This window comes from Chelatococcus sp. KU-N122 (assembly GCF_055391085.1).
Genome location: NZ_AP043981.1, coordinates 37544 through 61889, shown reverse-complemented (window position 1 = coordinate 61889; position 24346 = coordinate 37544). Strand labels below are relative to the sequence as shown.

Sequence of the window (24346 nt, the reverse complement as noted above, 5' to 3'; positions counted from 1 at the left end):
TCATCCTCCCGTGGCCGTCTGATCTTGCTTCTTGGATCGCTCAGTTGACGCAGCACGTTCTGCTTGCGTCGAGGCGGTTGGGGCGGCCCCCACCTGTCCCTCCGCTTCGCTCGGGTAACCCTCTCCCCGCTTGCGGGCAGAGGGCAGCGTGAGGGGGCTGCCGCGTGCGCGTGACCGCCCCGAGTCCTCTCCGGTACGCCCCCTCACCCGCCCTGCGCTTTGCGCAAGGCGACCTCTCCGAGAAGAAAGCGGCTTGCCGCATTCTTCTGTCCTTTGAGTGCGCAAGTCGGGCAGACCCGACTTGCGGCGAGGCGGGGCGAGGTGGGGGCGGTCCAGCCTCTTCGCGGCTCAGGCGAAGGCCTCGCCGCTGCCGCCCTTACAGCTCGCCGAGCTTGTGCTTGTTCACAAAATCCCAATCGATCTTCATGCCGAGGCCGGGGCCCTGGGGCACGTGGGCGTAGCCTTCGCCGTCGACGCGGATCAGCTCCTCGACGCCGAACTGGAACAGCGGCTCGGGCACCAACTGCTCATAGTATGTAGTGTTCTTGATCGAGCAGGCCACGGCGAGGTTCGCGGCTTCGAGAACCTGATTGGCGTTGTTGTGGACTTCCAGGTTCATGCCGAATGCTTCGGCAAGCCCGGCCGATTTCTTCACCGCCCCGATGCCGCCCTTGAAGGCCACGTCGGCGCGCAGGATGTCGATGGCCCGGTCGGTGATGTATTCGGGCATGGTGTAGATCGAGCCCTCGTTCACCTCCACCGCCAGGATGGGGATATCGAGGGCCTGCGCCAGCATCTTGTAGCCGTGGATGTCGTAGTCGCGCAGCGGCTCCTCGTACCAGACGAAGCCGAGCTCCTCGAGCGCCCGGCCGACGCGCAGCGCGTCGGTCTGGTTGTAGGCGGAGACCACGTCGATCATCAGCGCCCAGTCGTCGCCGACCGCCTTGCGGACGGCCTCGCAGGCCTTGATGTCCTCGTTCGGCCTGCCGACGACGTGCAGCTTGTAACCGTGGTAGCCGCGCTCCTTGTACTGCAGGGCCTCCTCGACGAACGCTTCGACCGTCGGCTTGGTCATCGAGCTCGCATAGGTCGGCAGCTTGGTCTGGTAGGTGCCCAGAATCTCGTGCACCGGGCGGCCCACGGACTTGCCGTAGAGGTCCCAGATGGCGACGTCCATGATGCCGATGGCGAACAGCGGCGTGAACCACAGCCGGTTCAGCTCCCACATGTCCTGCCAGATCGCCTCGCGCTGGGCCGGGTCGCGGCCGATCAGCAGCGGCTTGATCGAATTGGCCAGGTAATGGGCCATGCCGAGGCCGCCGCCGAGGCTCAGGCTCTCGCCGGTGATGCCCTCGTCGGTCTCGATGCGGATGGCGACGAACTCGGTGATGTGGGGCAGGAGCGACTGGCCCTTGATCATCACGTCGGCAGCCTTGCCGCCGAGGGGACGCCGGAACGGCACGAGCTTGACGTCGGTGATCTTCATGGGGGCCTCCCTTTGAGCATGTCCCCATCGGACGACGTCGTCCGATGGGGACATGCTCCAACTTTTTGAAATTGGAGCGCGAAGCGCTCCGGGTGCGACGTGACGCTCATGGGCGTCTTGCCGTGCACCCTAGGCGGCCTTGCCGGCGAAGAATGACAAAGGTTAACATTTCGCCGATGATCAACCCGCGCCACGATCTGAGCGTGCTCGATACCGACGGCTGGTTCCGCGGGCTCGGGGCCGGTCTGCGCGCGCGCATCCTGAGCGACGGCATCGTGCGTGCGTATCCGACCGGCTCGCTGATCTACGCTGCCGGGGACCCGCCGGAGGGGTTCTTCTGCGTCATCACGGGGGAGGTGCGGCTCGTGCACTATGCATCGAGCGGCAAGCACGCCTTCTATGCCATCTTCGGCCCTGGCGGCTGGTTCGGGGCGCTATCGGAGCTGGACGGCCTGCCGCGCTTCAGCGATGCGGTGGCTTCGGCCGACAGCGTCGTCTTCATGCTGGGGCACGCCGCCTTCCAGCGCATCCTCAGGGAGCACGAGGACGGCCCGGCCGCGTTCGTGGCGCTGCAATGCCGCAACCTGCGCACCACGCTCGATATGGTGGCCGAGGCGCATGCGCTGCCGCCACGCCTGCAGGTGGTGCAGATCCTGCTGTCGCTCTACGAACGGGAGATCGCCGGCGCCCCCAAGGAGCGGCCGGCGCGGCTGACCCAGGAGGCGCTGGCGGCCATGGCGGGGCTGTCGCGCCAGACCGTCGGCAAGGTGCTGCATCGCCTGCGCGCCGAAGGGCTGGTCGACCTCGGCTACGGCAGCGTGCGGCCAACCAGCATCGCGGCGCTGCGCGCCGCCGCGCGCGAGGAGGGCCGTCTCGTCGAGGCGCAGCGGTGAGGGCCGAGCGCCGGCCGAGACGACCCGACGGGGTGCCGCCCTACGCCGCCTTGGCGGCGAGGTCGACGTTGCCCTTGATCTCGACCTCGATCTCCAGGACCGACATGGGCGAGCCCCGCTCCAGGCGGACCTTCACCGTCTCGCGCTCGCAGGCGACGCGCTTGGCGACCGCCGCCAGGATGTCCTCACGCAGCACCGCGAGCAGGTCGTCGCCGCCGCCCAGGACCTGGCGTTCGTGCGACAGCAGGATTTGCAGCCGCTCGCGCGCTTCCGGTGCGCTGGCGGACGGGAACAGTCTCCCCCACAGCTTCATGCCGCCCTCCGCAGGAACTTGCCGAGCAGGCCGCCGCGCCGCTCGGTCGGGATTTCGACGGCCACGTCCTCGCCCTTGAGCCGCCGCGCCGCATCGACATAGGCGCGCGCCGCGGGGCTCGCCGGATCGTTGATCGACACCGGCACGCCGAGGTTCGAGGCCTTGAGCACGTCGCTGCTCTCCGGGATGATGCCGAGCAGCGGGATCGACAGGATCTCCAGCACGTCCTCGGTCTTCAGCATGTCGCCGCGCGCGGCGCGGGCCGGGTCGTAGCGGGTGAGCAGCAGGCGCTTGTCGACGCTCTCGCCGCGTATCGCCTTCAGGGTCTTGGCGTCGAGTATGCCGACGATGCGGTCGCTGTCGCGCACCGAGGACACCTCCGGGTTGGTGACCACGATGGCGATGTCGGCATGGCGCATGGCCAGCGTGGCGCCGCGCTCGATCCCGGCCGGGCTGTCGCAGATCACCCAGTCGAACTGGTCGGCCAGCTCGGCGATGACCTTGTCGACGCCCTCCTCGGTCAGCGCGTCCTTGTCCCGCGTCTGCGACGCCGGCAGCAGGAACAGGGTCTCGACGCGCTTGTCCTTGATCAGCGCCTGCGGCAGCTTGGCGTCGCCCTGCACGACGTTGACGAGGTCGTAGACGACGCGCCGCTCGGCTCCCATGACCAAGTCGAGGTTCCGCAGGCCGACGTCGAAATCGACCACCGCGACACGGTCGCCCGTCTTGGCGAGCGCTGCGCCGATCGCTGCCGTGGTCGTGGTCTTGCCGACCCCGCCCTTACCCGACGTCACCGTGATGATCCTGGCCATGCTCCGCTCTCCCCTCAAAGTGCGGCAAGCCGCAACGCGTCATTGTCGATCCAGGCCCGCACCGGCTTGCCCCACAGGGCTTGATCAAGGTGCTCGGCCGTCTTGTAGGCACCGTCGATGGCCATGAGTTCGGCCTCCATCCGCTGGCAGAAGATCCGCGCCTTGGCGCCGATCGTCGCGCCGGCGATCACGCGGCCGCAGAGCGCGCCGTAAACGTGGATCGAGCCGCCGGCGATGATCTCGGCCCCCGAGGCGACCGAGCCCACGACGGTCACGTCACCCTCCAGGCAGACGATCGACTGGCCCGAGCGCACCTTCTGCTCGACGATCAGGTTGACCGGTTCGATCGGCTTGCTCGACTCTGCGGCCACAGCCGGGTCCGGCAGCGCCATGTCGACGTCGCGGCCGCCACGCATCAGCGGCGGCATGGTGAGATCGACCATGCTCGGCCGCGCCCCCTCCAGGCCGACCAGGCGCACGCTGCGCGCCGCCAGCGCCGCGATCCAGTGCTCCACCTCCGCCTTGCTCTCGGCGATGCCGCCCAGGTCGAGCACCACGGCTCGCCCGATGAAAAAGCCCGGCGAGCGCGCGAGCCAGATGTCGAAGTCCGCCAGCCATTGCTCGAGCGGCGCATCGGCCACTAACGTCATGGCGACGAACGAGCGGCCGCGGAAGCGAATGGATGGACCGGGTCGACTGACTGCGCTCACAACACGAATCTCCCTTTAGGGAAGATTCAGTTTACGAAGGTTAACAGCGGGTTAAGGACATGCGATTTGGCAGCATCGGAGTGTTCACAATCGGCACGGTGCATGGCGGCCTCGCCGATGTGGCGCTCACGGCGCCGTCGATCCAGCCCCACCTGACCCCTGTGCCCTTGGCCTGGTGCCATGCCCGATCGCCAGCTTGATCTCTTCTCCGGAGCCGGATTCGGCGCCGAGCCGGCGCCAGCGGCCGATGCGGACCGATCCCGTCCGGCGCCGGCCGCGCTCGACGCTGCCGCGCTGATCGCGGCGATCACCGGCGCCTCGTTCCAAGATTGCCATGACCTTGCGGCGGAGGCCGGGCGCCGGCGGCTCGTCGCCGCCGTCCCGGCCCTCGAGGCGCTGTGCCGGCGCCTCAAGGGCTTCGGCTCGGAGCGGCCCCTCGCCGAGCAGGTGGCGGCGCTCGACGGGCTCACCGCCGTCGGAGGCCGCGAGGCGGCGCAGGCGGTGGCGCGGATCCTGGCCGATCAGGTGGTGCAGGGGCCGGCGCTCGCGCAGGCGCTCACCGCCGCGGCCGAACTGGGCGCGAGCCTCACGAGCGCGGTCGTCGTGCCGCTGCTGCGCCATCCCCTGCCCGAGGTCCGCGCCGGCGCCTGCCGCTGCGCCCGGCCGTGGCCCGAGGCCGTCGCTCTGCTCACCGAGCTCATCGGCGACCTGAACGAGATGGTTGCGGCGCGGGCCGCGTGCGCCCTCGGCCGCATGGGCCGCGTCGAGGGCCGTGCGCCCCTGCTGCGCCTGCTGCGGCGGGCGCCCTCGGCCGAAGCCATCGAGGCCCTGGCGCCGATCGCCGACGAGGACGGCCTGGTCCTGCTCGGTCGCATCGCGCGCGAACGGCCCGATCTGGAGGCGGCGGCGCTCGCCGCGTTGGACGGCATCGAGACGCCCCGCGCCGCGGCCGTGGCCGCCGCCGCCCGGCGGGCGCGGCCGGAGCCGGAATAGGGCGCGATACGGGAGCGCCGCTTGCGTCCGCGGTCGGTGAAGGAAGAGAGGCCGGACATAGCCCGCAGCGATCGACCTATTGCCTTCTGTTGTTCTGCGGATATAGCGAAGGTGCTGCTTTCTATTGATTTTACCAAGCAAACATAGGCCGCTGTCGGCCTGGGTGCTCCCACCCAATCGCGAGAAAGCGCTCCAGATTCAAAAGACGATGAGCATTTCTCTGCCATTGGATGGGTCCATCCAATGGCGAAATGCTCTAGAGCGGGATGATTTATCTTCGAATCATCATCTCACTCTAAGCCGTTGCTTTGAGCATGATCTTATCCAAAAGCCGGTGTCCACTTTTTGGGATCATGCTCTAGATCGGTCCATCGGATCCTCCTGCGAGATGGAGTCCGATGGCTTGCCGGTCGACGTCGGCAATGGGAGCCCTGTAGATGATCTTGCCTTGCGAGATCACCGCGACCGTGTCGGCAAGCTCCAGGACCTCATCGAGATCGTCCGAGATGAGGAGGACGGCCGCACCCGCATTCCGCGCCTCCACGATGCGCGAGCGCATCTCCGCGGCCGATACGAAGTCGAGGCCGAAGCACGGATTGCCGACGATGAGCACCGAGATCGTCTCGCACGAGAGCTCACGCGCGAGCACCGCCCGTTGCACGTTGCCCCCCGACAGCGTGCCGATGGGCGCGTCGGGGGACGATGCGACCACCCGGAAGCGCGCCATCAGCTCGGTGCCCGCGGCCCGGATCGCCCGGCGATCCAGCCACCAGCCCCCCCGGCTCAGCGGCGGTTTCTCGAAGCGGCGGAACGCGATGTTGTCGGCCACCGACATGCCGGGCACCGCCGCGTTGCGGAGCGGCTCTTCCGGCACGATGAACAGGCCGGCTTCGTCGAGCGCCTGCCGCGTCGGCACGAAATCGCGCCCTTTCACGAAGATCTGCCCGGCCGAGAGCGGCCGTTGCCCGCAGCAGGCCTCGACGAGCGCGCCTTGCCCGTTACCGGAGACCCCCGCCAGGCCGACGATCTCGCCGGCCGCCACCTTGAGGTTCACGCCCCGCAAAGCGGGCCGTCCGTCCTCGTCTTCCGCAAAAAGCCCGGCGAGCTCCAGCAGCGGCTCTCGCGAATGCACCCGCTCGCGGCGAGGCGGCCGCGCCGTCTTTTCCGCCTCGGCGGCCTCGCCGACCATCATCGTGGCCATCTCGCGGGTCGAGAGATCGCGGCCGGTGCCGACGATCCGCCCGCGCCGCAGCACCGTCACCGCGTCGGCGAACGCGGTCACCTCGCGAAACTTGTGGGTGATCATCAGCACGGTGATCTCGCCACGCTCCGCCATGGCCTTGAGGTGGCCGAGCATTTCGTCCGCCTCCGCCGGCGCGAGCACCGAGGTCGGCTCATCCAGGATCATGAAGCGCTGCTCGAGATAGAGCTGCTTCAGGATTTCGAGCTTCTGCCGCTCGCCCGCGGACAGGGTGCCCACCTGCCGGTCCAGCGCCACGCGGAAGGGCGTGCTGGCGAGAAAGGCTTCGAGCCGGCGCGTCTCCTTCGGCCAATCAATGACGGACGGCGCATCCCGGCGCGCGATGACGAGATTTTCCGCCGCGGTCAGGGACGGCACCAATGTGAAATGCTGGTAAACCATGCCGAGCCCGAGCGCCTGCACCTCGCGCGGGTTGCGGATGCTCACTTCCCGCCCGTTGAGCAGCACGCTCCCTTCGTCGGCCTGGTGATATCCCATCAGGCATTTGACCAGGGTCGACTTGCCGGCGCCGTTCTCGCCCAGGAGCGCGTGAAACTCGCCCGCCGGCACCTTGAGCGAAACGCGGTCGAGCGCTTGGAACGTGCCGAACCGCTTCGACAGGCCGACCGCTTCGAGCGCGAGCGCGCCCTTGCGCGCCGGGACGGACGGCACGTCGTTCATGGCGCCTCCTCACCGGTTGATCGAGAGCTCGCCCGGCGCATACCGGGCGGCGCGACGGGCGCTCCCCGCGCCGGCCATGACGAGGAGGGTGAGGAGATAGGGCGCGGCGTTGAGAAAGTAGTAGCCGCTGGTGATGCCGATGGACTGGAGCGCGGGCCCGAGCGCTCCGGCGGCGCCGAAGACGAGCGATGCCACCAGGCAGCGTCGCGGCTGCCAGCACGCGAAGATGACGAGGGCGACGGCCATCAGCCCCTGGCCGGAGGACAGCGCCTCGTTCCAGCTCCCGGGGTAGTAGAGCGACAGGAATGCGCCGCCGACGCCGGCGCTCGCCCCGCCGAGCGCGGTGGCGAGGAGGCGCACGCGGTCGACCCCGATGCCCAATGCGCGGGCGGCCGTCGCGTCGTCCCCCGTGACCCGGATGACGAGACCGACGCGGGTGTTGCGGAACATCCAATCCAGCAGGAAGGCGAGCCCGACGCCGACGAGGAAAAGCGGGCTCACGTCGAGCGCGTGGGCCAACGCCGGGAGGCCGAGCCAGTCGCCGAGCGGCAGCGGGGCGAGCCGTGGCGCGGTCGGCTGGATGTAGGGCTTGCCGAGGAAGAAGGCGAGACCGGTGCCGAGCGACATCATGGCGATGCCGATCGCGATGTCGTTGACCCGCGGCAGGCGGCAAATGGCACCATGCAGCGCGCCCATGGCGAAGCCGGCCGCCGCTGCCGCCGCGACGCCGAGCCAGGGACTGCCGCTGTGGTAGGAGACGGCGAAAGCGGCCATGGCGCCGAGCACCAGCGTTCCTTCAAGGCCGAGATTCACGCGCCCCGATTTCTCGGTGAGGCATTCCCCCAGCGAGACGAACAGGAACGGTGTCGACGCTCTGATCGCCCCCGTCACCATGGCGAGGAGGATGGCGAGGATGTCGGCTTGTGTCATGGGCTCCGCCTCGTCCCTTTGGGCTGGAACAGCGCGAAGCGCCCGTAGAGCGTCTCGCTGGCCAGGAGGGTCACGAAGATCACGCCTTGGAGGAGCGCCACCGTGGCATCGGGCAGGCCGAGACGCCTTTGAATCAAGCCTCCCGCGGCGCCGAGCCCGCCGAAGAGGATCGCCACCAGCGGTATGGCGAGCGGATTGTGCCGGGCGAGAAAGGACACGAGAATCCCGGTGAAGCCGTAGCCCGCCACAAGCGAAACGTTCGCCGCACCGTGCACCGTCGCGACGTCGAAGAAGCCGGCGAGACCGGCCGCCGCCCCCGCGAGCAGGCAGCACAGCACGATCATGCGCGCCACCGGCAGGCCCTGGCCGAGCGCGGCGCGCGGATTGCCGCCGGCGATCCGGATGGCGAAGCCCAGCGTCGTCCGGTTGATCAGCACGTGGGCGAGGACGCAAAGGACGATCCCGGCCGCCAGGCCCCAGTGAATGGTGGTGCCCGGAATTGCGCCCAGCATGTTGTCCGCCCCGATTGGACGGGTCGACGGCTTGTTGGGCGAGGCCAGGTCGCGCAGCGGGCCCTCGACCAGGAACGACAGCACGGCGATGGCGATATAGGTCAGAAGCAGGCTGGAAATGGTCTCGTTGACACCACGCCGGCAGCGCAGCACGCCTACGACCCCGATCCAGAGCCCGCCCGCCACCGCCCCGGCGAGCGCCATCACCACACGAACCAGGGGCGTCGACGCCCAGTCGAGCAGCGGCAGGGCTGCGGTGGCGGCGGCGAGCCCGCCCATGATGAAGGCGCCTTCACCGCCGATCACCATGAGGCCGGCACGGGCGGGGAGCGCGACGCAGAGCGCGGTGAGGATCACCGGCGCGGCGCGCTGCAGCGTATTCTGCCAGGATAGCGGCGTGCCGAACGCGCCGCGCCAGAGGAGCTGAAAGAAGTCGATGGGTGACTGCCCCATGGTCAGAAGGATCGCGGCGAAGATCGCAGCCGATATGGCGAGCGCCAGTGCCGGAACAACGGCGAGTTCCGCCGCCCGACGGATCTTGTCTTCGTCCGGCAGAACAGCGCCCATCATGCTTGGCCTTGCGGCACCTTCGGAAACCGCGTCTCTTTCCATCTCGTCGCCATAGCTCCAGGCATTGCGCCGCAGTCCGGGCGTCGAATGTCGCCAGGGTTGCCTTGCGATCGAAAAATGTTATCGAGCCGATACTGAAATAATGATAGAATGTATGCCTCTAAATTTCCGCCTTCAGGTGACAGATCCTTCGATGCCTTCGACGAGATAGTTCATCGTCTCCAGCTCCGGGGCATAGTTGCCGAGCGAATGGCCCGCCGGGACGATCGTGTTGCCCCTGTTATCCTTGATCGGACCCGCGAACACCGGCTTGCCCGCCCTCAGGGCATCCACCGCCTCGACGGCGGCCTGGCGCGCCTTGTCGCTTGCTCCGGCGCCGAATGGCGTGTTGGTCACCATGTCCTTGTCGTAGCCGCCCATGGCGATGTTCGGCAGCGGCTTGCCCTGTGCGAGAAGCTCGGCGAAGCCCTTGTAGATGGTCTCGTATTTGGCTTCGGCACCGGTGATGAAGCCCTTTGGCGCCAGCGCCGCCTGCGAGGTGTTGTGCCCGCAGCTCTTCGCCCCGCGCCGCTCCAGCGTCTCGACGATCACCTTGGGGCTGTCCACGTGGCAGGCGACCACGTCGCAGCCGGCGTTGACCAGCGCGTTCGCGGCCTCCGCCTCCCGCACGGGCAGCGACCAGTCACCGGTGAAGATGAGCTTGACGCCGGCCGTGGGATTGCCCTTGCGCACGCCCAGCATGAAGCTGTTGATGGTGCGCAGGACAAGGCTGATGGGCTTCGCCGCTATGTAGCCGATCTTGCCCGTCTGCGAGGACAGCCCCGCTGCAACGCCATCCACATAGTGCGCCTGATCAATGTAGGAGAAGTATCCGCCAAGGTTTTCCGGGTGCTTGTCTTGAGACCAGAGCGTGGTCGGATGGCGGAACTGGACGGTGGGATACTGCTTGGCCAGATCGATCATGAACGGGTCAAAGTAGCCGAACGACGTGCCGAAGATCAGTCTTGCGCCGTCGAGCTCGATCATGGATTTCATGGTATTCGTGATGGCGAGCGTCTCGGGCACATTCTCCTCTTCGACGACGGAGACGTTCGGAACCTTCTTCAGTGCCGCGACCGCCGTGGCGTGAGACTGGTTCCAGCCGAAATCACCCCGCGGGCCCACATAGACGACGCCGACGACCAGGTTCTGCGCGGCCGATGCCCTGGACCATCCGGCTGAGGCGAGTGCCGCGCCGATGGCCGCCCCCTTGACGAGGCTGCGCCGATCGATCCTTGCGGTCATCATGATGTCCGCCTCCTTCTGGCTGGAGAGAGGCCGCGCGCACGGGCCTTTTACGTTTCGGATTGTTCACGTCGTCGCCCGGATGCTTCGGCATCACGTGCGCCCCCGCTGGACCGGGCGCCGACGGGGTGAGCGGTTCGCGTCGGCGGGGGGCCGTTGGCCCAGTCCGCCGTCGTCATGGTACGAAGATCGAAATAGTCCCGGGTCCGCGCATAGCCGTGCCCGCCCATGCGACCGACGGCGTCGAGGCCGGCCTGGTCCACGTAGTGATTGTGCGGATCGACCAGATCCTCGCGGATGTGAGCGGCGACCACCTGACCGAGGATGATCTCCCGGGACCGTCCGAGCTCGAGCGTGACATAGCGGCGGCACTCGAGGCTGGCCGGCGCCTCGCCGATCCTCGGGCATTTCACCTGCGAGCCGGAGATGGCCAACAGCCCGGCTTCGGCGAGTTCATCCACCGTAACGGGAAAAGGGATGGCGCAAACGTTCATGCGCTCGACCAAGGCATCCGACACGATATTCACCGTGAATTCCTCGGTCATCCGGATGTTTCGCGCCGTGTCCTTGAAGACCATGTCCGGCTTGTTCTCTACGCCCAGGGCGACGATGGCAGGGTCGGCCGAGAGGCAGTTGAAGAAGCTGTAGGGCGCGGCATTCACGCGTCCCTCCTCGTCCACCGTCGTGACCAGCGCGATCGGACGCGGCACGACGGTGCCGGTCAAAAGCTTGTAGCGCTGGCGCGGCGTGAGCCCGGAAAAGTCGAAGAGGGTGTGCGTGCTGTTCATCGCTGTCGCTTTGCCACGGATAGGTGTCCGGTCATGCGTACATGGATGCCGACCGTATGCAAATTCTCGTATGCAAGAGATGTATGATCAAGGATGCAATACGTGCAGATTCGGCTCGAAATGCACATAAAACGGGCGCCGGAGCTGCGGAGGGCTTCGCGGCGCGCCTGGGCTGCGGAGTCGTGCAGCCAACCAATAGACCGCCTTGCTGACGACGACGCTTGCCTGGAGAGCCGCGAGCATCGGCGGTGCGCCCGACGCCGGGGCGCAGCCCAGATTGATATCAAGGTATTGTATTAGATGAAGTTTTTGAAAGATGCCGAGATCGGCGGAGGCAGCTTGGTGTGCTGAAAGGCTCATCGCTCGGCCCCGGCCGTGGCGGCCGGCGGAGCCTCAGCGGGGCAGGCTGTAGCGCGCCAGGATGTCGGAGACGCTGATGTCCTCGGCCCCCTGGGGCTTCGGCAATGCCCGCGTCTCGACCGCGTGAAGATGCTCCCTCATAAGCCGGATCGATCTCTCGGCATCGCCGTCCCGGAGCGCGGATATCACGCCGCGGTGCTCGCTCGCGGCGCATTCGGTGACATGAGGCCGCCCATAGGCGGCCAGGATCAGCGAGCAGCGGGAGACCACCTCGGAAACATAGCGCGCGAGCAGGGAATTGCCCGCAAGGCGGGCAAGCACGATGTGGAACTCGCCGGCCAGTCGGCTCGCCGAGGCGGTGTCGCCGCGCCGGGCCGCCGCCTCCTCCTCGCTCACATGCTCTTCCAGCGCCTTGCCCATCTCCGGCTTCCACTGGGAGGTCAGGCGGTGCACGACCTGCTCCTCCAGGCAGTGGCGGACCTCGAAAATCTCCCGCGCTTCGTCGAGACTGGGAACGGCGACCGTCGCCGTCCGCTTGCGCTTGATCTCCACCAGCCCTTCCTGACTGAGCCGCATCAGCGCTGCCCTGACGAGGGTGCGGCTGATGCCAAAATGCGCGCCGATCTCGTCCTCGCGCAGCTTCGTTCCCGGAACGAGGGCCTGCTCGATGATGGCGCGCCTCAGCGCGTGATAGGCAATGTCGGATCGCGACGAACTCTCCATGACCGACGGCATATAGCGACAGGCGTCTTGGGCGCAAGAATGCGCTCTGGCTTGGTCGCGGCGAAGTTATGAATTCATGATTGCTATGACATCGCGCATTCATGTATACAAGAATGCGCGACCTAGCTCGACAACCGCCAGGAGCCTTCGCCATGGCAGCACGCATCGTCCAAATCACTCTCAATCAGCAGCAGCTGGAACTTGTCGACCGAACCCTCGCAACCGGCATCGCAAGCGATCGGGCAGCGCTCATCACCCTTGCGCTCCGCCGCTACGCGATCCGCCACCTGCCGCAGCAGGACGCGAACACCCGTCCAAACCTGCGCGTCGGATAAGAGGAGAGACCCCATGGCACACGAAGCTCAGGCGCGTGACGTTCTGTTCGAGCACGTCATCGAGCCGGGAACGGGCAAGGCGCTCGAGGTCCGCAAGGGCCAAGTTCTGCGGCTCGAGCAGATCGAGGGCGGGCAGTGCCTCGATTTCAACTGCTTCAATCTTCACGATTACAAGGAGTATTTCCACGCGGGCCGGACCCGCACCCTGCACGGCCTGCATCCCACGAAGGGCGATTTCCTATGGTCCGCGCCGCCCCGCGAGCGCGCGATGATGTTCATCGCGGCCGACACGGCCGGGGCCAATGACGTGCTCTTTCCGCGCTGCAGCGCAAATCTCTATGAGTCGCTCTTCGGCTTCTGCGCGCACACCAATTGCCAGGACATCCAGGCCGAGGCTCAGCGCGAATACGGATTGACCCCCGACGACGTCCACGATTCCTTCAATCTCTTCATGTGCACGGGCGTGGATGACACCGGGCGGCCTTACATCACCAGGCAAACCTCCAAGCCGGGTGACTATGTGGAGCTCATTGCCCTGATGGATGTGCTGGCGGTTCCCAACATCTGCGGCTCCGACGTGATGCGGACCAGCAATTTCTCCCTGAAGCCCGCGAAGATCAGCATTCTCAAAGCAACGGACGAAGATCTTGCCGCGATCCCCGCATTGCCTACCTGGCGCACGCAGCGAACCGCCGCGGACTTCAAGCAGAAGGCTATAAAGGCGGATCGGGAGCTGCACCGCGATCCCTCCTATGTGGCGGAGTTCACCAACGCCCCGATCCAGACCAGCACGCTGGACGTGCTGCTCGACGAGGAGGAGCAGGCCCTCCTGGATCAGCTCAAGCGGACAGACCTCTATACGGACGATGGCGCGGCCTTGCGCGACATCTTCTTCAGCTGGTGGGACGAAGAACGACCCGTCCGCTGACTCCGAAGCCAGCAGAGCAATGTCGTTTTAGTTTAACGCAGGCGGCCGCGTGCGGCACGCCGTTCAATCCCAGACCTCGTCATGCTCCGCGTGCGTCGGCAGATAGGCGCCGTCGCCGTAGAACGTGTCGTAGAAGTCCAGGTCGATATGCTGCGCCTGGGTGTAGACGGCGATGCCGACCGACGGCTGGGTGGACGGGAACTTGCCGTAGGTGTCGTAGATGTCCTGCGCCAGGCTGCCGAGGTAATCCACGAACGCGGCGTCATAGCGCTCGATGCGCGACTTGACGGCGGCGTTGTCGCGGAAGGGCCCGGCGCGCCACGGCTCGTGATTGCCGTTGGGGCCGAACTTGCGGGTGGCGAAGCGCGCGGCGGCCTCGTGCATATCGCGCACGTAGGGCGGCACCAGGGGCTCGAACAGGCCGTCGAGGCCAAGCGGGTTGGGCTGGAGCCAGCCGGGGTTGCGGGCGAAGCGGAAGCCGAAGCCGAGAATGCCGTCCCCGGCGTTGGCGCCCAGCAGGGCGTTGACGTTCAGCCCCGAGAACAGCCAGCCGCCGAGCCCGATCGCCTGCTCCAGCAGGTGGATGTTGTAGGCGGCGATGGAGAGCTCGGCCGCGACGCTGGTGCGCGACGCCCCTTCGATGATCGGAAGCGGCACCTTCCGGTCCTCGTTCAGCACGCCCGCCCGGATCAGCTTGTCGGGCTTGCCGAGCACGCGCTTGTCGCGCGGATCGACCACCACGACGCCTTCGCCGCTGCGGATCCAGAGCTGGTTGAACAGCGATTCCACCTGGTCGCCGACCGGGATGAACAGCGATGTGCCCGGTCGGCCGGCGACCCAGCGGTTATGGGCGGAGACGTGGGGGAACTCGCGCGGCAGCTCGACGCGAGCGTCGCTGAGCTTCACGGTATTGTCGCGCACGACGGCGAGCAGGCGCTCCAGGTCGTCGGCCTGCGTGTATTCGCGGATGGCAGCCGGATCGAGATCGCGGAAGCGCGTGATGTAGCTGCCGCTGTCGTCGGTGATCAGCAACTCCGAGCCCTGCGCCGCGGCGCCGCTCGGAAACGTGCGGCCGATCGGCCTGACGGTGTAGTTGCAGCCGGTATCGGCGGTTCCCGCCGCCGTATAGGGGATGCCGAGGTTCCAGCCGCTCAGGCCGGCGCCGGCGGCGATCAGGACCGAGCGCTCGATCTCGCTCAGGGGCTTGGGCTCCTGCTTGGAGCGGTAGGCGAGGGGCCCGTCGGTGATCTCCATGCCGCGGCCGAAGCGGCGCGAGCGCCGGCCGTAGAGGGCATCGAGCAGCGGGAAGCGGGTGAGCGATCGCAGCGCGCGTGTGTAATCTTTGGGCGTCGTCGACATGGCCGATCCTTCCTATGCTTGCCTCAGCAGCGACGCGGGAGCGGGCTGCTCCGGCCCGGCCGCCGGTGTCGTCGCAGCCTCCTCCCCGAGGTAGGCGCGCAGCACCTGGCCGTCGTTCAGCAGGTCGGCGGCCGGGCCGGAGCGCACGAGGCGTCCTGCCTCGAACACGTGGCCGGTGCGGGCGAGCGAGAGCGCCAGCCGGGAATTCTGCTCGGCCAGCAGCACGGTGACGCCGGAGGCCGCGATGGCGGCGATGGCGCGCGCCATGTCGCCGACCACCTTGGGCGCGAGGCCCAGCGACGGCTCGTCGAGCAGCAGCAGCCGCGGCTCGGACATCAGCGCCCGGCCGATGGCGCACATCTGCTGCTCGCCGCCGGAGAGGTTGCGGGCGAGGCTGGCACGTCGCTCCGCCAGCCGCGGAAACAGCCCGTAGACCCGGTCGAGATCGCGGCGTACCGCGCGGCCGTCGCGGCGGGTGAAGGCGCCGGCCCGCAGGTTGTCGGCAGCGCTCATCTCCGGGAACAGCCGCCGGCCCTCGGGCGAGAGGGCGATGCCGAGGCGGATGCGGTCCTCGGTATCCAGCCGGGCGAGATCGGCGCCGTCCGCCACGATCCGCCCTGCGGCCAGCGGCTCCAGCCCGGCGACGGCCCGCAGCAGCGACGACTTGCCGGCGCCGTTGGCGCCGATCACGGCGGCGGTGGTGCCGGAGGCGACGGTCAACGTCACGCCGCCGAGGGCGGTGACGGGGCCGTAGCGCACGCCGACGCCATCGAGCTCAAGCCGCATCGGTGTCGCTCCCCAGGTAGGCCTCGATGAAGCGGCGCGAGCGCCGGACCTCGGCGGGCGGCCCATCGGCAATGACGCGGCCGTCGGCGAGGGCGATGAGGCGGTCGGACAACCGCATGATCATGGGCAGGTCGTGCTCGACGACGATCAGCGACACGCCGCGCTCCCGGTGGATGCGGCGCAGCAGCGCCTCCATGGCCAGTGTCTCGGCGCCGTTGAGGCCGGCGGCGGGCTCGTCGGCGAGCAGCAGGGTGGGCTCGGCGGCGAGCGCCATGGCCACGCCGACGATCTTCTGCGAGCCGTAGGGCAGGGTGGCGACGGGGGCCTCGGCCACGGCGGCAAGACCGGTGAACTCCAGGATGTCGTCGGCGAGCCGCGCGGCCCGCCGCCGCGCCTCGGCGATGCGCGCGCGGCGCAGCAGCAAGCCGGGCGCCGCGAGCGCGCGCAGCAGGGCCGCCTGCTCGAGGTGCCGGCGCACGCCAAGGCCCGGCCAGCTCATGGTCGATTGGAAGCTGCGGACCAGGCCGCGGCGCGCCATGGCGCCGGGTTGGCCGGCGGCCAGGGGCCGTCCCTCGAACAGCGCCGTTCCGCCGGTCGGGCGGAGCGTGCCGGTGACCACGTTGAACACGGTCGACTTGCCGGCGCCGTTCGGCCCGACCAGCCCGGTGATGCCGCCGGGCGCGATGGCGAAGGACACCCCGTCGACGGCGCGGATGCCGCCGAAGTGCCGGCTGAGATTGCGGAGCTCGAGCTGCGCCGTCATGGGCGGCTCCGCCCGGTGAGCAGCCCGCCGAGCCCGCGCGGCAGGAACAGCATTAGTGCCAGCAGCGACAGGCCGTAGAGCAGTTGCTGGTAGCGCACGCTGGCGCGGAACAGCTCGGGCAGCGGCACCAGGATCAGCGCGCCGATGAGCGGGCCGGCGAGCAGCCCGACGCCGCCGACCACGTTCATGATCAGCGCCTTCACGGTGGCGCCGATGGTGAAGGCCTCGGGCGAGATATAGCCGAGGTAGTGGGCGTAGAGGCTGCCGGAGATGGCGGCCACCGCCGCGCTCGCCGCGAACACCAGCCGGCGCCAGGCGAGCTCGTCGGTGCCCAGCGACCGGCTCAGGGCCTCGTTGTCGGCGAGGCTCCGCAGCACCATCCCGGGCGTGCCGGCCAGCAACCCCCGCACGGCGAGGAGGACGACGAGCACGACGGCGAGCGCGAAGCCGTAGAAGGCGGGGCGCGCTTGCAGCGACAGAGGGCCGAGCGAGGCGGGCGGGATGCCCATGAGCCCGTTGTTGCCGCCGAACGGCACCACGAACTCGACGAAGAGCAGCACGATCGCTTCGCCGAGGCCGAAGGTGAGCAGCGCGAACTGCACCCCGCGCACGCGCAGGATGACCGTGCCGAGGGCTGCTGCGATCGCCGTCGCGATGGCGACGGCGCCGACGAGCGCCAGGGGGAAGGGCAGGCCCACATCCCGCGCCAGCAGGGCCGAGGCATAGGCGCCGATGCCCATGAAGCCACCCTGGGCGAGGGAGAGCTGGCTGATGCGCAAGGTGAGGTGGAGGCTCACCGCCAGCAGCCCCTCGATCGCGATCAGGATGGCCACGTGGTAGAGGAAGCCGTCGCCGATGAGGAACGGCGCCAGGGCGATCCCTGTCGCGACCAGTGCGGCAAGGGCGGTCGCAGCACGCCCCATCAGGCTCTCCCGAGGATGCCGGAGGGCCTGAACAGGAGCACGGCGATCACGGCGCCGAACGAGGTGAGCGCGGCGAGCGTCGGATCGAACAGGATCGAGATGCCGGCATCGAGCGCGCCGAGCAGCAGGGCCGCGATCAGCGCGCCGGGGATGCTGCCGAGCCCGCCGAGAACGACGACGACGAAGGCCTTCATCAAAGCGGCGTCGCCCATGTCGGGCGAGGCGCCGTAGATCGGTGCCGTCAGCGCGCCGGCAAAGCCGGCCAGCGCGCAGCCCACGGCGAACGCGGCGGGGTAGGTCGTCCAGGGCCGCATGCCCTGCAGGCGCGCGGCCTCCGCATCCTGCGCCACGGCGCGCATGGCAAGGCCGAGCCGGGTGGCCACCAGCAGGCGATGGGTGAGGGCGACGAGGACCAGGGCCACGACGGCCGCGAACAGCTGGTCCTTGGGGATGATGGCCCCACCGAGCGTGACGACGCCGCTGATCGGCCGGGCGATGCTCGGCCCGTCGGTGCCGAAGATGGCCGTCACGGCGCCCTTGAGCGTGACCGCGAGCGCCAGCGCCACGATCATGCTGCCGATCTCGTCGCCGGCGAAGCGCCGGAACACCAGCCGCTCGGCGGCGACGCCGACGAGGCCCGCGAACACGGCCGCCAGCGGCAGTGCCGCTGCATAGCTGATGCCCAGCCCATCCTGCACCACGTAGAGCGCGTAGGCGCCGAGCATGACGAACTCGCCATGGGCGAAGTTCACCACGCGCATGACGCCGAAGATCAGCGTGAAGCCGAGCGCCAACAGCATGTAGATCGCCGCGGACAGGGCCAGAATGACGAGGAATTGCTGAAACATGGTAGGATGAAGGCCATGACGGCGAGGGAACGCCGCGATGGCCTATTGCAGCTCGACCTTGCCGATGACCCGGCCGGCGCCCTGCTGGATGGCGACCAAGAAGAGCGGCGTGTAGATCTGGTGATCGACGCCGTAGGCCTCCTTGCCGCCCCAGGTGAGCGGACCCACCGTGCCCGGGAAGGGCGCGGACTGCTCGATGGCCTTCACCACCTTGTCCGCGTCGGTCGCGGTGCCGGCCTTCTCGATGCCGGCGAACAGCAGGCGGGCGGCGTCGTAGAACAGGAAGACGAAATCGCCCATCTCGTTCTTATGGTACTTGGCGTAACCGGCGCGCAGCCGCGCCCACTCGGGGCTTGCCGGATCGCCCTGGGAGATGCCGACGACGCCCTCCGCATATTCGGCGCCGGCAGTGCGCACGATCTCGGCCGCGTCGAAGCCGCCGAACTTGGTGAACAGGCCCTTGTAGCCCTGCTCGCGCGCTTGCCGGATGATCAGGCCGGCGGTCGGCGGCGGGGTGGTGTCGAGCTCGATGCTGTCCGGGTTGGCCGCGAGCAACTTGGTCAGCAGCGCGCGGAAGTCGGTCTGCTGGCGCTCGAAGTGCTCGGCCGCCACCACCTCGAGGCCGGCTTTGGCATAAGCCTCCTTCTGGATCCGCTGGCTGTTCCAGCCGGTCTCGTCGTTCGCCGACACGGTGGCGATGCGCTTGACGTCGGGATGGGTGCGCTTCAGCCAGGCGATCGTCGCCGGCGTGAACTCCTGCGTCGTCGGGCCGACGCGGAAGATGTAGTTGCTGTCCTTGAGCACGGCGGCCGACCAGCTCGCCGTGAACAGCACGATCTTGTCGCGCTCGGTGATGGGCTTGATCGCCAGCAGCGAGGCCGAGCCGATCGGGCCCAGGACGTAGCGCACGCCGTCCGGGCCGGCGAGGCGGTTGAGCGCGGTGACGGCGGCGGCCGCCTTGTACTGATCGTCATAGGCGACGATCTCGACCTTGTAGGTTTTGTCGCCGACCTTGAGCCCGCCCTTGGCGTTGACCTCGTCGGCGGCGATGCGTGCGCCGCCGTCGATGGCGAGGCCCCAGGTGGCGCCGGGGCCGGTGAGCGTGCCCAGGACGCCGATCTTGAGCGTCTCCTGGGCTTGGCCCTGCTCTTGCGTTTGGGCCTGCGCGCCGGCAGCGCCCGCGATGGCGGAGAGGACGGTTGCGGCCAGCGCCGCATGCCTGATCAGGCGCAACATGGAGGCTCCATTGGGGGCGTCGGGAACGGGTGTTCGAGGTGCGGTCAGGCGGGCTTTGCCGCGATCTGCTCGGCGAACAGCTCGAGCACGCGTTGCTCTGCCAGCGTCGCGGCTGCCGGCCGATAGGGCGCATAGCCTTCCCGGGCAAAGCCGTGGCCGGTGTCCGGATAGCGGAAGAAGCGCACGTTGGGGCTCTGCCGGAAGAGCGTCTCCACCGCATTGACGGTCTCGGCCGGAATCCAGGGATCGTCGGCGCCGAAGTAGACCAGCGCGGGCACCGCGAGGCGCGGCAGCTCGTCGAGGTGCTGGTCGAGCTTCACGCCGTAGTAGGACACCACGGCGTCGACCGGCTCGCGGACGCCGCCGAGCAGCGCGAGGCGGCCGCCGAGGCAGAAGCCGACGACGCCGACCTTCGCGCCATCGCCCAGGTGCGTGCGCAGCCACGCCGCCAGGGGCCCGAGGTCGCTGACGACGCCGTCGACGTCGACCTCCTCGCCCTGGGCGCGCGCCCGCTCGGGCTGATCGTAGTCGAGGTGGACGCCAGGCTCCTGGCGCCAGAACAGGTCGGGGACGAGCACGGTGTAGCCTTGGGCCGCATAGCGCGCCGCGACGCCCTTGACCCAAGCGTTGACATTGTAGACCTCCGGCAGGATGACGAGCCCGCCGCCGTTCGGCGTCTCCGGCGTCGCCAGATAGGCCTGGAAGGGGCGGCCGTCCTTGCTGGTCAGTGTGATGAAGCCTGTCATGGCACCCCGTCGTTAGGCATAGTGCCGGACGATTCTTCTTCGAATTATCATCCCGCACTCTGCATTTATCTTGAGCCTGATCCGGTCCGAAAACCGGCGTCCACTTTTTGGGATCATGCTCGGGGCGCTCGCCGCCCGGCCGGGATCGGCGAGCGCGCAGTGGACGAGCGATGTTCGGTTTCGTCAGGGGCCGCTTCACCCCGGATCGATCGGGAAAGTCATCTTTATGACCTATGAGGTCAATGATTTTCCAATCCAAAGTTGCCGCTATAGAGAGATGATCATGTCGTCATCTGCCGTCCGGCTAGAATAATTGTGTGGCACAAAGTGAGCCCCCGGAGGCTCAGGCCGGGACCGCTGCGCGCGCTGGTGCGGCCGCCGCCGGCCGCACCCGGTGGCGGGCAGCGGGATGGCTGTCGGGCAGGCGGCCGTCGCGGCCGAACACCTTCTCGCGCAGAGTTCCCGGCGCGTAATCGGTCGGGTAGACGCCGCGGCGCTGCAACTCGGGCACCACGAGATCGACGAAATCGGCGTAGCCGTCCGGCGTGATGGCGTAGCTCAGGTTGAAGCCGTCGATGTCCGTCTCGGCGACCCACGCCTGCAGCTGGTCGGCGACCTGCTCCGGCGAGCCCACCGCCAGCGGGCCACGGCCGCCGATGGTGGTGTGCTCGATGACCTCGCGGATGGTCCACACCTTCTCGGATCGGGCAAAGGCATCGACCATCGAGGTGACGGCGTTGTCCTTGCGGATGATCGGGAACGGATCGTCGAGGGAATAGGCTGCGAGGTCGATGCCGGTCCAGCCGGAGAACAGGGCGAGTGCCCCTTTGAGGTCGACGTATTGCCGATAGTCGGCGAGCTTGGCCTGCGCCTCCGCCTCGGTCGCCCCGACGATGACCGTGATCAGCCCGTAGAAGCGGATGTCGTGGGGGTCGCGCCCGCGCGCCGCCGCCCGGCGGCGGATGTCGGCGACGGTCTCCGCGGCTGCGGCCTTCGCGGAATCGCCGAGGAACACCGCCTCGGCGTGGCTGGCCGCGAAATCGCGGCCGCGGTTGGAGGCGCCGGCCTGGAACAGGAACGGCGTGCGCTGCGGCGACGGGTCGACGAGGTGGATGGCGTCGAGCCGGAAGTGCTCGCCCTGGTGTTCGATGCGATGGATCTTGCTGGGATCGGCAAAGACGCGGCCGGCCTTGTCGCGCAGCACCGCCCCGTCCTCCCAGCTGCCTTCCCAGAGCTTGTAGACGGCCTCCAGAAACTCGTCGGCGATGTCGTAGCGCAGGTCGTGGGCGTTGATCCCCGGCCGGCCGACGGCGCGCGAGGCGGCGGCCGAATAGCCGGTGACCACGTTCCAGGCGATGCGGCCCCTGGTCAGGTGGTCGAGCGTCGAGAAGCGCCGCGCCAGCGTGAACGGCGGCTCGTAGGAGACCGACGCGGTGATGCCGAAGCCGAGATGCTCGGTGACGTTGGCCAGGGCCGACACCAGCAGCATCGGATCGTACTTGGGCACCTGCACGCCGCTGCGCAGGGCGGCATCGGCATTGCCGGCATAGATGTCGTGGATGCCGATGCCGTCGGCGATGAACAGGGCGTCGAACTTGCCGCGCTCCATGATGCGGGCGACGTCGGTCCAATAGCCGAGGGTGTTGAACTCCAGCGAGCGGTCGCGCGGATGCGTCCACAGCCCCGGCGACAGATGCACCGGCGCGTGGATGGCGAAGCCGTTGACGCGTATCTGCTTGGGCACGTGCGGGTCCTTCGTTGGGCGGCTGTCTGGATCAGGCGGTGGCCGCTATCCGCCCGGCGGCGGGGTCCGCCCCCAGCCCGCTCGCGACGTCGTCAGCGATGCGCTCCCGCCTCCCGGCGCGATGGAGCACAACTGCTCTCACTGGAAGATCCCCGGCTCCGGATAGGCGCCGTCGAGGAACCACGTCCCGACGTTGCGGATCTTGTATTCGGCGGGATTGTGCAGCGTGTGGATGCGGACGTTGCGCCAGAAGCGGTCGAAGCCGTTGCTGTTGGTGGCGGAACGGGCGCCCATGACTTCGAAGATCTTGCTCGTGACCTCGAGCGCCGTATCGCCGGCGAAAGCGTTGGCCGCGGCAACGGCGATCGCGGCCTCGCCGCGCTCCCCCTCCGTCAGGTCGAACCCGCGCGCCCAGACGTCGTCGAGCGCGTCCAAGGCGCGGTCGGCCAGCAGCGTCGCGGCCTGGGTCTTGATGTAGAGGTCGCCGTAGGTGCGCTTCACCCAGGGATCGTCGGTATGCTTCTCCACGCCCGCGTAGATCCAGGGGCGGGACCTCTCGCGCGTATAGTCCCGCGCCGCGATCAGGGCGCCCTGCGCGCTGCCGATGAAGACGTTCAGCAGCGTGCTCTGCTGCAAGAGGACGCCGACCGACTGGAACGGCTTGCCCGCATGGCTACGGCCGTCGAGCACCTCGCTTTCGTGGACGCGGACGGCGTCGAAGCTGACGCGGCCGCTGCCGGTCTGGCGCTGCCCGATGCCGTCCCAATCATCGTGGATGGTGAGGCCCGCCCGGTCGGTGGGGATCGCCGCAAAGGTGAAGTCCCGTCCCTCCGGATCGAGCCAGGAGATCTGCAGGTAGTCGGCGATGTGGGAGCCGGAGGTGAACGGCTTGTAGCCGTCGAGCACGTAGTCGGCGCCGTCGCGCCGGCCGAACAGCGTCCTGGAGAAGCTGTTGCGGGCGTTGCCCCAGAACCAGTTCCCGGCGGCCGAGCGCCGGTAGAGATCGGCGGCCTGGTCCAGGCTGCCGCCCAGATAGGCGCCGTGCACCGAGCCGAAGTGATAGCCGAACAGGTGCCCGAGCGAGCCGTCGACCTTGGCGAACTCGCGGGTGATGCGGAGCGCCGTCGACCAGGGTTGCCCCTGGCCGCCGTAGGCGGTGGGAATGGTGAGCGTCAGCAGGCCGCTCGCCTTCAGCAGACTGAGCTGCTCGAGCGGCCGGCCGCCCTGCTTGTCCCGGGCGACCGCATCCACGGCGAAGCGCTGGCGCAGCTCCACCGCCTTGGCGAGATAGGGATCAGACGTATCGAGGTCGAAGCTCATGCCGACGGCCCGTTCGCGGGTGGAAAGAGATCCGGAGACCGGCGTGCTCAATCGAAGTAATCGGGAAGCCTGAAGCCGTCGTAGAACCGGTCGGCGCGAATGGCGGCCTTGAAGTCGTCGGACTTGTAGGCGGCCACGATGTCCTTGGCCCAGGCCGTATCGACGTTGCCTTTGCGGATCGCCACCACGTTGATGTAGGGCGTCGTCATCTTTTCCAGCGCCAGCGCCTCGGAGAGCTTCAGGCCGCTGAAGATCGCGAAGTTGCCCTGGATCGCCGCGAGCTCGACGTCGTCCAGCGCCCTGGGCGCCTGCGCCGCCTCCAGGGGCACGATCTTCACGCCCTTGGGGTTCTTGATGACGTCGAGCTCGGTCACATCGATCGGGTTGCCGCTGCTCTTGAGCTCGATCCACCCGAGCTCGCGCAGGATCTTCAGCGCGCGCTCCAGATTGACCGGATCGTTCGGCACCGCGACCTTGGCGCCCGCCTTCACATCGGCCGCAGCCTTGTACGACTTGGAGTAGAGGCCCATCGGCGGGGTCGGCACGTGGACGATGCCGGCGAGGTCCGTCTTGTTGCGGTCGTTGTAGGAGTTCAGGTAGACGGTGTGCTGCATCACGTTGGCGTCGATCTCGTCCTTGAACACGGCGTTGTTGGCTTCGAGGCCGGCGCTGAAATTGTAGTACTTGATCGTATAGCCGCGCTTGACGAGCCAGGGCTCGACGCCGACCCGGAACTCGTCGATGTACGGGCCGGGCACGAAGCCCACCTTGAGCTCCTTCTTGCCGGTGTCCGCCTGGCCGAGCGAAGCGCCCGACAGTAGTCCGATGTACATAAAGGCCGCAGCGAAAATTTTCAGCGAATATTTAATCACAAGACGATTTCCTGCTCGGTATATCCTTGAATAGCAGCATATTTGATTGAAAACCGATGGAGAAGGGTAATATTTTTCCATTATTGTCTCGAAGCTGAATTCTCATTTCGGCGACGCCCGGCGCGGGAGCATGAACCGTGCGTCGGGTGGCTCGAGCTTCGCAGGCGGCGCGACACCCGGGCGGGTCAGCG

General features: G+C 68.0%; 24 protein-coding genes. 4 read left to right on the top strand and 20 right to left on the bottom strand.

Translation table 11 applies throughout. The features are described 5' to 3' along the window. Positions 1 to 376: 376 nt before the first annotated feature. Positions 377 to 1486, bottom strand: coding sequence for an enolase C-terminal domain-like protein (locus ACZ5PO_RS00245; RefSeq protein WP_464189048.1), 1110 nt, complete (start codon positions 1484 to 1486; stop codon positions 377 to 379). A gap of 152 nt (positions 1487 to 1638) precedes the next feature. Between ACZ5PO_RS00245 and ACZ5PO_RS00240 the strand changes: the two genes are divergently transcribed. Continuing rightward, a complete protein-coding gene (locus ACZ5PO_RS00240; RefSeq protein WP_464189046.1) occupies positions 1639 to 2379 on the top strand; it encodes a Crp/Fnr family transcriptional regulator in 741 nt (246 codons plus the stop codon). Positions 2380 to 2419: 40 nt separating this feature from the next. Here ACZ5PO_RS00240 and minE read toward each other — a convergent pair whose 3' ends face one another. The 3 genes from minE to minC are packed head-to-tail and all read right to left on the bottom strand — an operon-like array spanning position 2420 to position 4214. Further along, positions 2420 to 2692 (bottom strand): cell division topological specificity factor MinE, encoded by a 273-nt coding sequence (gene minE / locus ACZ5PO_RS00235; protein WP_464189044.1) that lies wholly within the window; start codon positions 2690 to 2692, stop codon positions 2420 to 2422. Next, positions 2689 to 3504 carry a septum site-determining protein MinD gene (gene minD, locus ACZ5PO_RS00230; protein WP_464189042.1) on the bottom strand — a complete coding sequence of 272 codons (816 nt, stop codon included), beginning with the start codon at positions 3502 to 3504 and terminating at the stop codon, positions 2689 to 2691. Before minD ends, minE begins: the two co-directional genes overlap by 4 nt. A gap of 14 nt (positions 3505 to 3518) precedes the next feature. After that, on the bottom strand, positions 3519 to 4214 hold the full coding sequence (minC, locus tag ACZ5PO_RS00225) for a septum site-determining protein MinC (protein WP_464189040.1): 696 nt from the start codon (positions 4212 to 4214) through the stop codon (positions 3519 to 3521). A 180-nt stretch (positions 4215 to 4394) separates the two neighbouring features. Between minC and ACZ5PO_RS00220 the strand changes: the two genes are divergently transcribed. Then, positions 4395 to 5207, top strand: coding sequence for a HEAT repeat domain-containing protein (locus ACZ5PO_RS00220; protein ID WP_464189038.1), 813 nt, complete (start codon positions 4395 to 4397; stop codon positions 5205 to 5207). A gap of 358 nt (positions 5208 to 5565) precedes the next feature. On the opposite strand, the gene ACZ5PO_RS00215 is transcribed toward ACZ5PO_RS00220, so the two are convergent. The 6 genes from ACZ5PO_RS00215 to ACZ5PO_RS00190 all read right to left on the bottom strand — a co-directional run bounded on the left by ACZ5PO_RS00215 (position 5566) and on the right by ACZ5PO_RS00190 (position 12295). Then, a complete protein-coding gene (locus ACZ5PO_RS00215; RefSeq protein WP_464189036.1) occupies positions 5566 to 7128 on the bottom strand; it encodes an ABC transporter ATP-binding protein in 1563 nt (520 codons plus the stop codon). A 9-nt stretch (positions 7129 to 7137) separates the two neighbouring features. Next, positions 7138 to 8058: an ABC transporter permease gene (locus ACZ5PO_RS00210; RefSeq protein WP_464189034.1), complete on the bottom strand. Its 921-nt coding sequence runs from the start codon at positions 8056 to 8058 to the stop codon at positions 7138 to 7140. Then, positions 8055 to 9140, bottom strand: a complete 1086-nt coding sequence (locus ACZ5PO_RS00205) for an ABC transporter permease (RefSeq protein WP_464189032.1) — start codon at positions 9138 to 9140, stop codon at positions 8055 to 8057. Before ACZ5PO_RS00205 ends, ACZ5PO_RS00210 begins: the two co-directional genes overlap by 4 nt. Positions 9141 to 9314: 174 nt before the next feature. Next, on the bottom strand, positions 9315 to 10427 hold the full coding sequence (locus tag ACZ5PO_RS00200) for a BMP family ABC transporter substrate-binding protein (RefSeq protein ID WP_464189030.1): 1113 nt from the start codon (positions 10425 to 10427) through the stop codon (positions 9315 to 9317). 47 nt (positions 10428 to 10474) lie between these two features. Beyond that, positions 10475 to 11212, bottom strand: a complete 738-nt coding sequence (locus ACZ5PO_RS00195) for a flavin reductase family protein (RefSeq protein WP_464189028.1) — start codon at positions 11210 to 11212, stop codon at positions 10475 to 10477. 393 nt (positions 11213 to 11605) lie between these two features. Next, a complete protein-coding gene (locus ACZ5PO_RS00190) occupies positions 11606 to 12295 on the bottom strand; it encodes a GntR family transcriptional regulator (RefSeq protein WP_464189026.1) in 690 nt (229 codons plus the stop codon). A 152-nt stretch (positions 12296 to 12447) separates the two neighbouring features. Here ACZ5PO_RS00190 and ACZ5PO_RS00185 point away from each other — a divergent pair, with 152 nt between their 5' ends. Together ACZ5PO_RS00185 and ACZ5PO_RS00180 are read left to right on the top strand one after the other, a co-directional pair. Continuing rightward, entirely contained in the window at positions 12448 to 12630 is a 183-nt protein-coding gene (locus ACZ5PO_RS00185; protein ID WP_464189024.1) for a hypothetical protein, read from the top strand. A 13-nt stretch (positions 12631 to 12643) separates the two neighbouring features. Next, a complete protein-coding gene (locus ACZ5PO_RS00180; protein ID WP_464189022.1) occupies positions 12644 to 13558 on the top strand; it encodes a DUF1989 domain-containing protein in 915 nt (304 codons plus the stop codon). A 63-nt stretch (positions 13559 to 13621) separates the two neighbouring features. Here the strand turns inward: ACZ5PO_RS00180 and ACZ5PO_RS00175 are convergent, their stop codons facing one another. From ACZ5PO_RS00175 to ACZ5PO_RS00130, 10 genes are all read right to left on the bottom strand, one after another. After that, positions 13622 to 14917, bottom strand: coding sequence for a hypothetical protein (locus ACZ5PO_RS00175; RefSeq protein WP_464189019.1), 1296 nt, complete (start codon positions 14915 to 14917; stop codon positions 13622 to 13624). 12 nt (positions 14918 to 14929) lie between these two features. Next, on the bottom strand, positions 14930 to 15703 hold the full coding sequence (locus tag ACZ5PO_RS00170; protein ID WP_464189017.1) for an ABC transporter ATP-binding protein: 774 nt from the start codon (positions 15701 to 15703) through the stop codon (positions 14930 to 14932). Further along, entirely contained in the window at positions 15693 to 16466 is a 774-nt protein-coding gene (locus ACZ5PO_RS00165; RefSeq protein WP_464189015.1) for an ABC transporter ATP-binding protein, read from the bottom strand. The genes ACZ5PO_RS00170 and ACZ5PO_RS00165 overlap by 11 nt, the downstream gene beginning before the upstream one ends. Beyond that, entirely contained in the window at positions 16463 to 17389 is a 927-nt protein-coding gene (locus ACZ5PO_RS00160; protein ID WP_464189013.1) for a branched-chain amino acid ABC transporter permease, read from the bottom strand. The genes ACZ5PO_RS00165 and ACZ5PO_RS00160 overlap by 4 nt, the downstream gene beginning before the upstream one ends. Next, the gene (locus ACZ5PO_RS00155) at positions 17389 to 18237 is read right to left on the bottom strand and encodes a branched-chain amino acid ABC transporter permease (protein ID WP_464189011.1); all 849 of its coding nucleotides are present in this window, start codon (positions 18235 to 18237) and stop codon (positions 17389 to 17391) included. Before ACZ5PO_RS00155 ends, ACZ5PO_RS00160 begins: the two co-directional genes overlap by 1 nt. 42 nt (positions 18238 to 18279) lie before the next feature. Then, positions 18280 to 19473 (bottom strand): ABC transporter substrate-binding protein, encoded by a 1194-nt coding sequence (locus ACZ5PO_RS00150; protein WP_464189009.1) that lies wholly within the window; start codon positions 19471 to 19473, stop codon positions 18280 to 18282. A 44-nt stretch (positions 19474 to 19517) separates the two neighbouring features. Then, complete coding sequence (locus ACZ5PO_RS00145) at positions 19518 to 20219, bottom strand: dienelactone hydrolase family protein (RefSeq protein ID WP_464189006.1); 702 nt, start codon at positions 20217 to 20219, stop codon at positions 19518 to 19520. Positions 20220 to 20562: 343 nt separating this feature from the next. Further along, complete coding sequence (locus ACZ5PO_RS00140; RefSeq protein ID WP_464189004.1) at positions 20563 to 21963, bottom strand: LLM class flavin-dependent oxidoreductase; 1401 nt, start codon at positions 21961 to 21963, stop codon at positions 20563 to 20565. Between the two features lie 138 nt (positions 21964 to 22101). Continuing rightward, the gene (locus ACZ5PO_RS00135; protein WP_464189002.1) at positions 22102 to 23283 is read right to left on the bottom strand and encodes an acyl-CoA dehydrogenase family protein; all 1182 of its coding nucleotides are present in this window, start codon (positions 23281 to 23283) and stop codon (positions 22102 to 22104) included. Positions 23284 to 23330: 47 nt separating this feature from the next. Next, positions 23331 to 24116: a MetQ/NlpA family ABC transporter substrate-binding protein gene (locus ACZ5PO_RS00130; RefSeq protein WP_464189000.1), complete on the bottom strand. Its 786-nt coding sequence runs from the start codon at positions 24114 to 24116 to the stop codon at positions 23331 to 23333. Positions 24117 to 24346 lie beyond the last annotated feature (230 nt).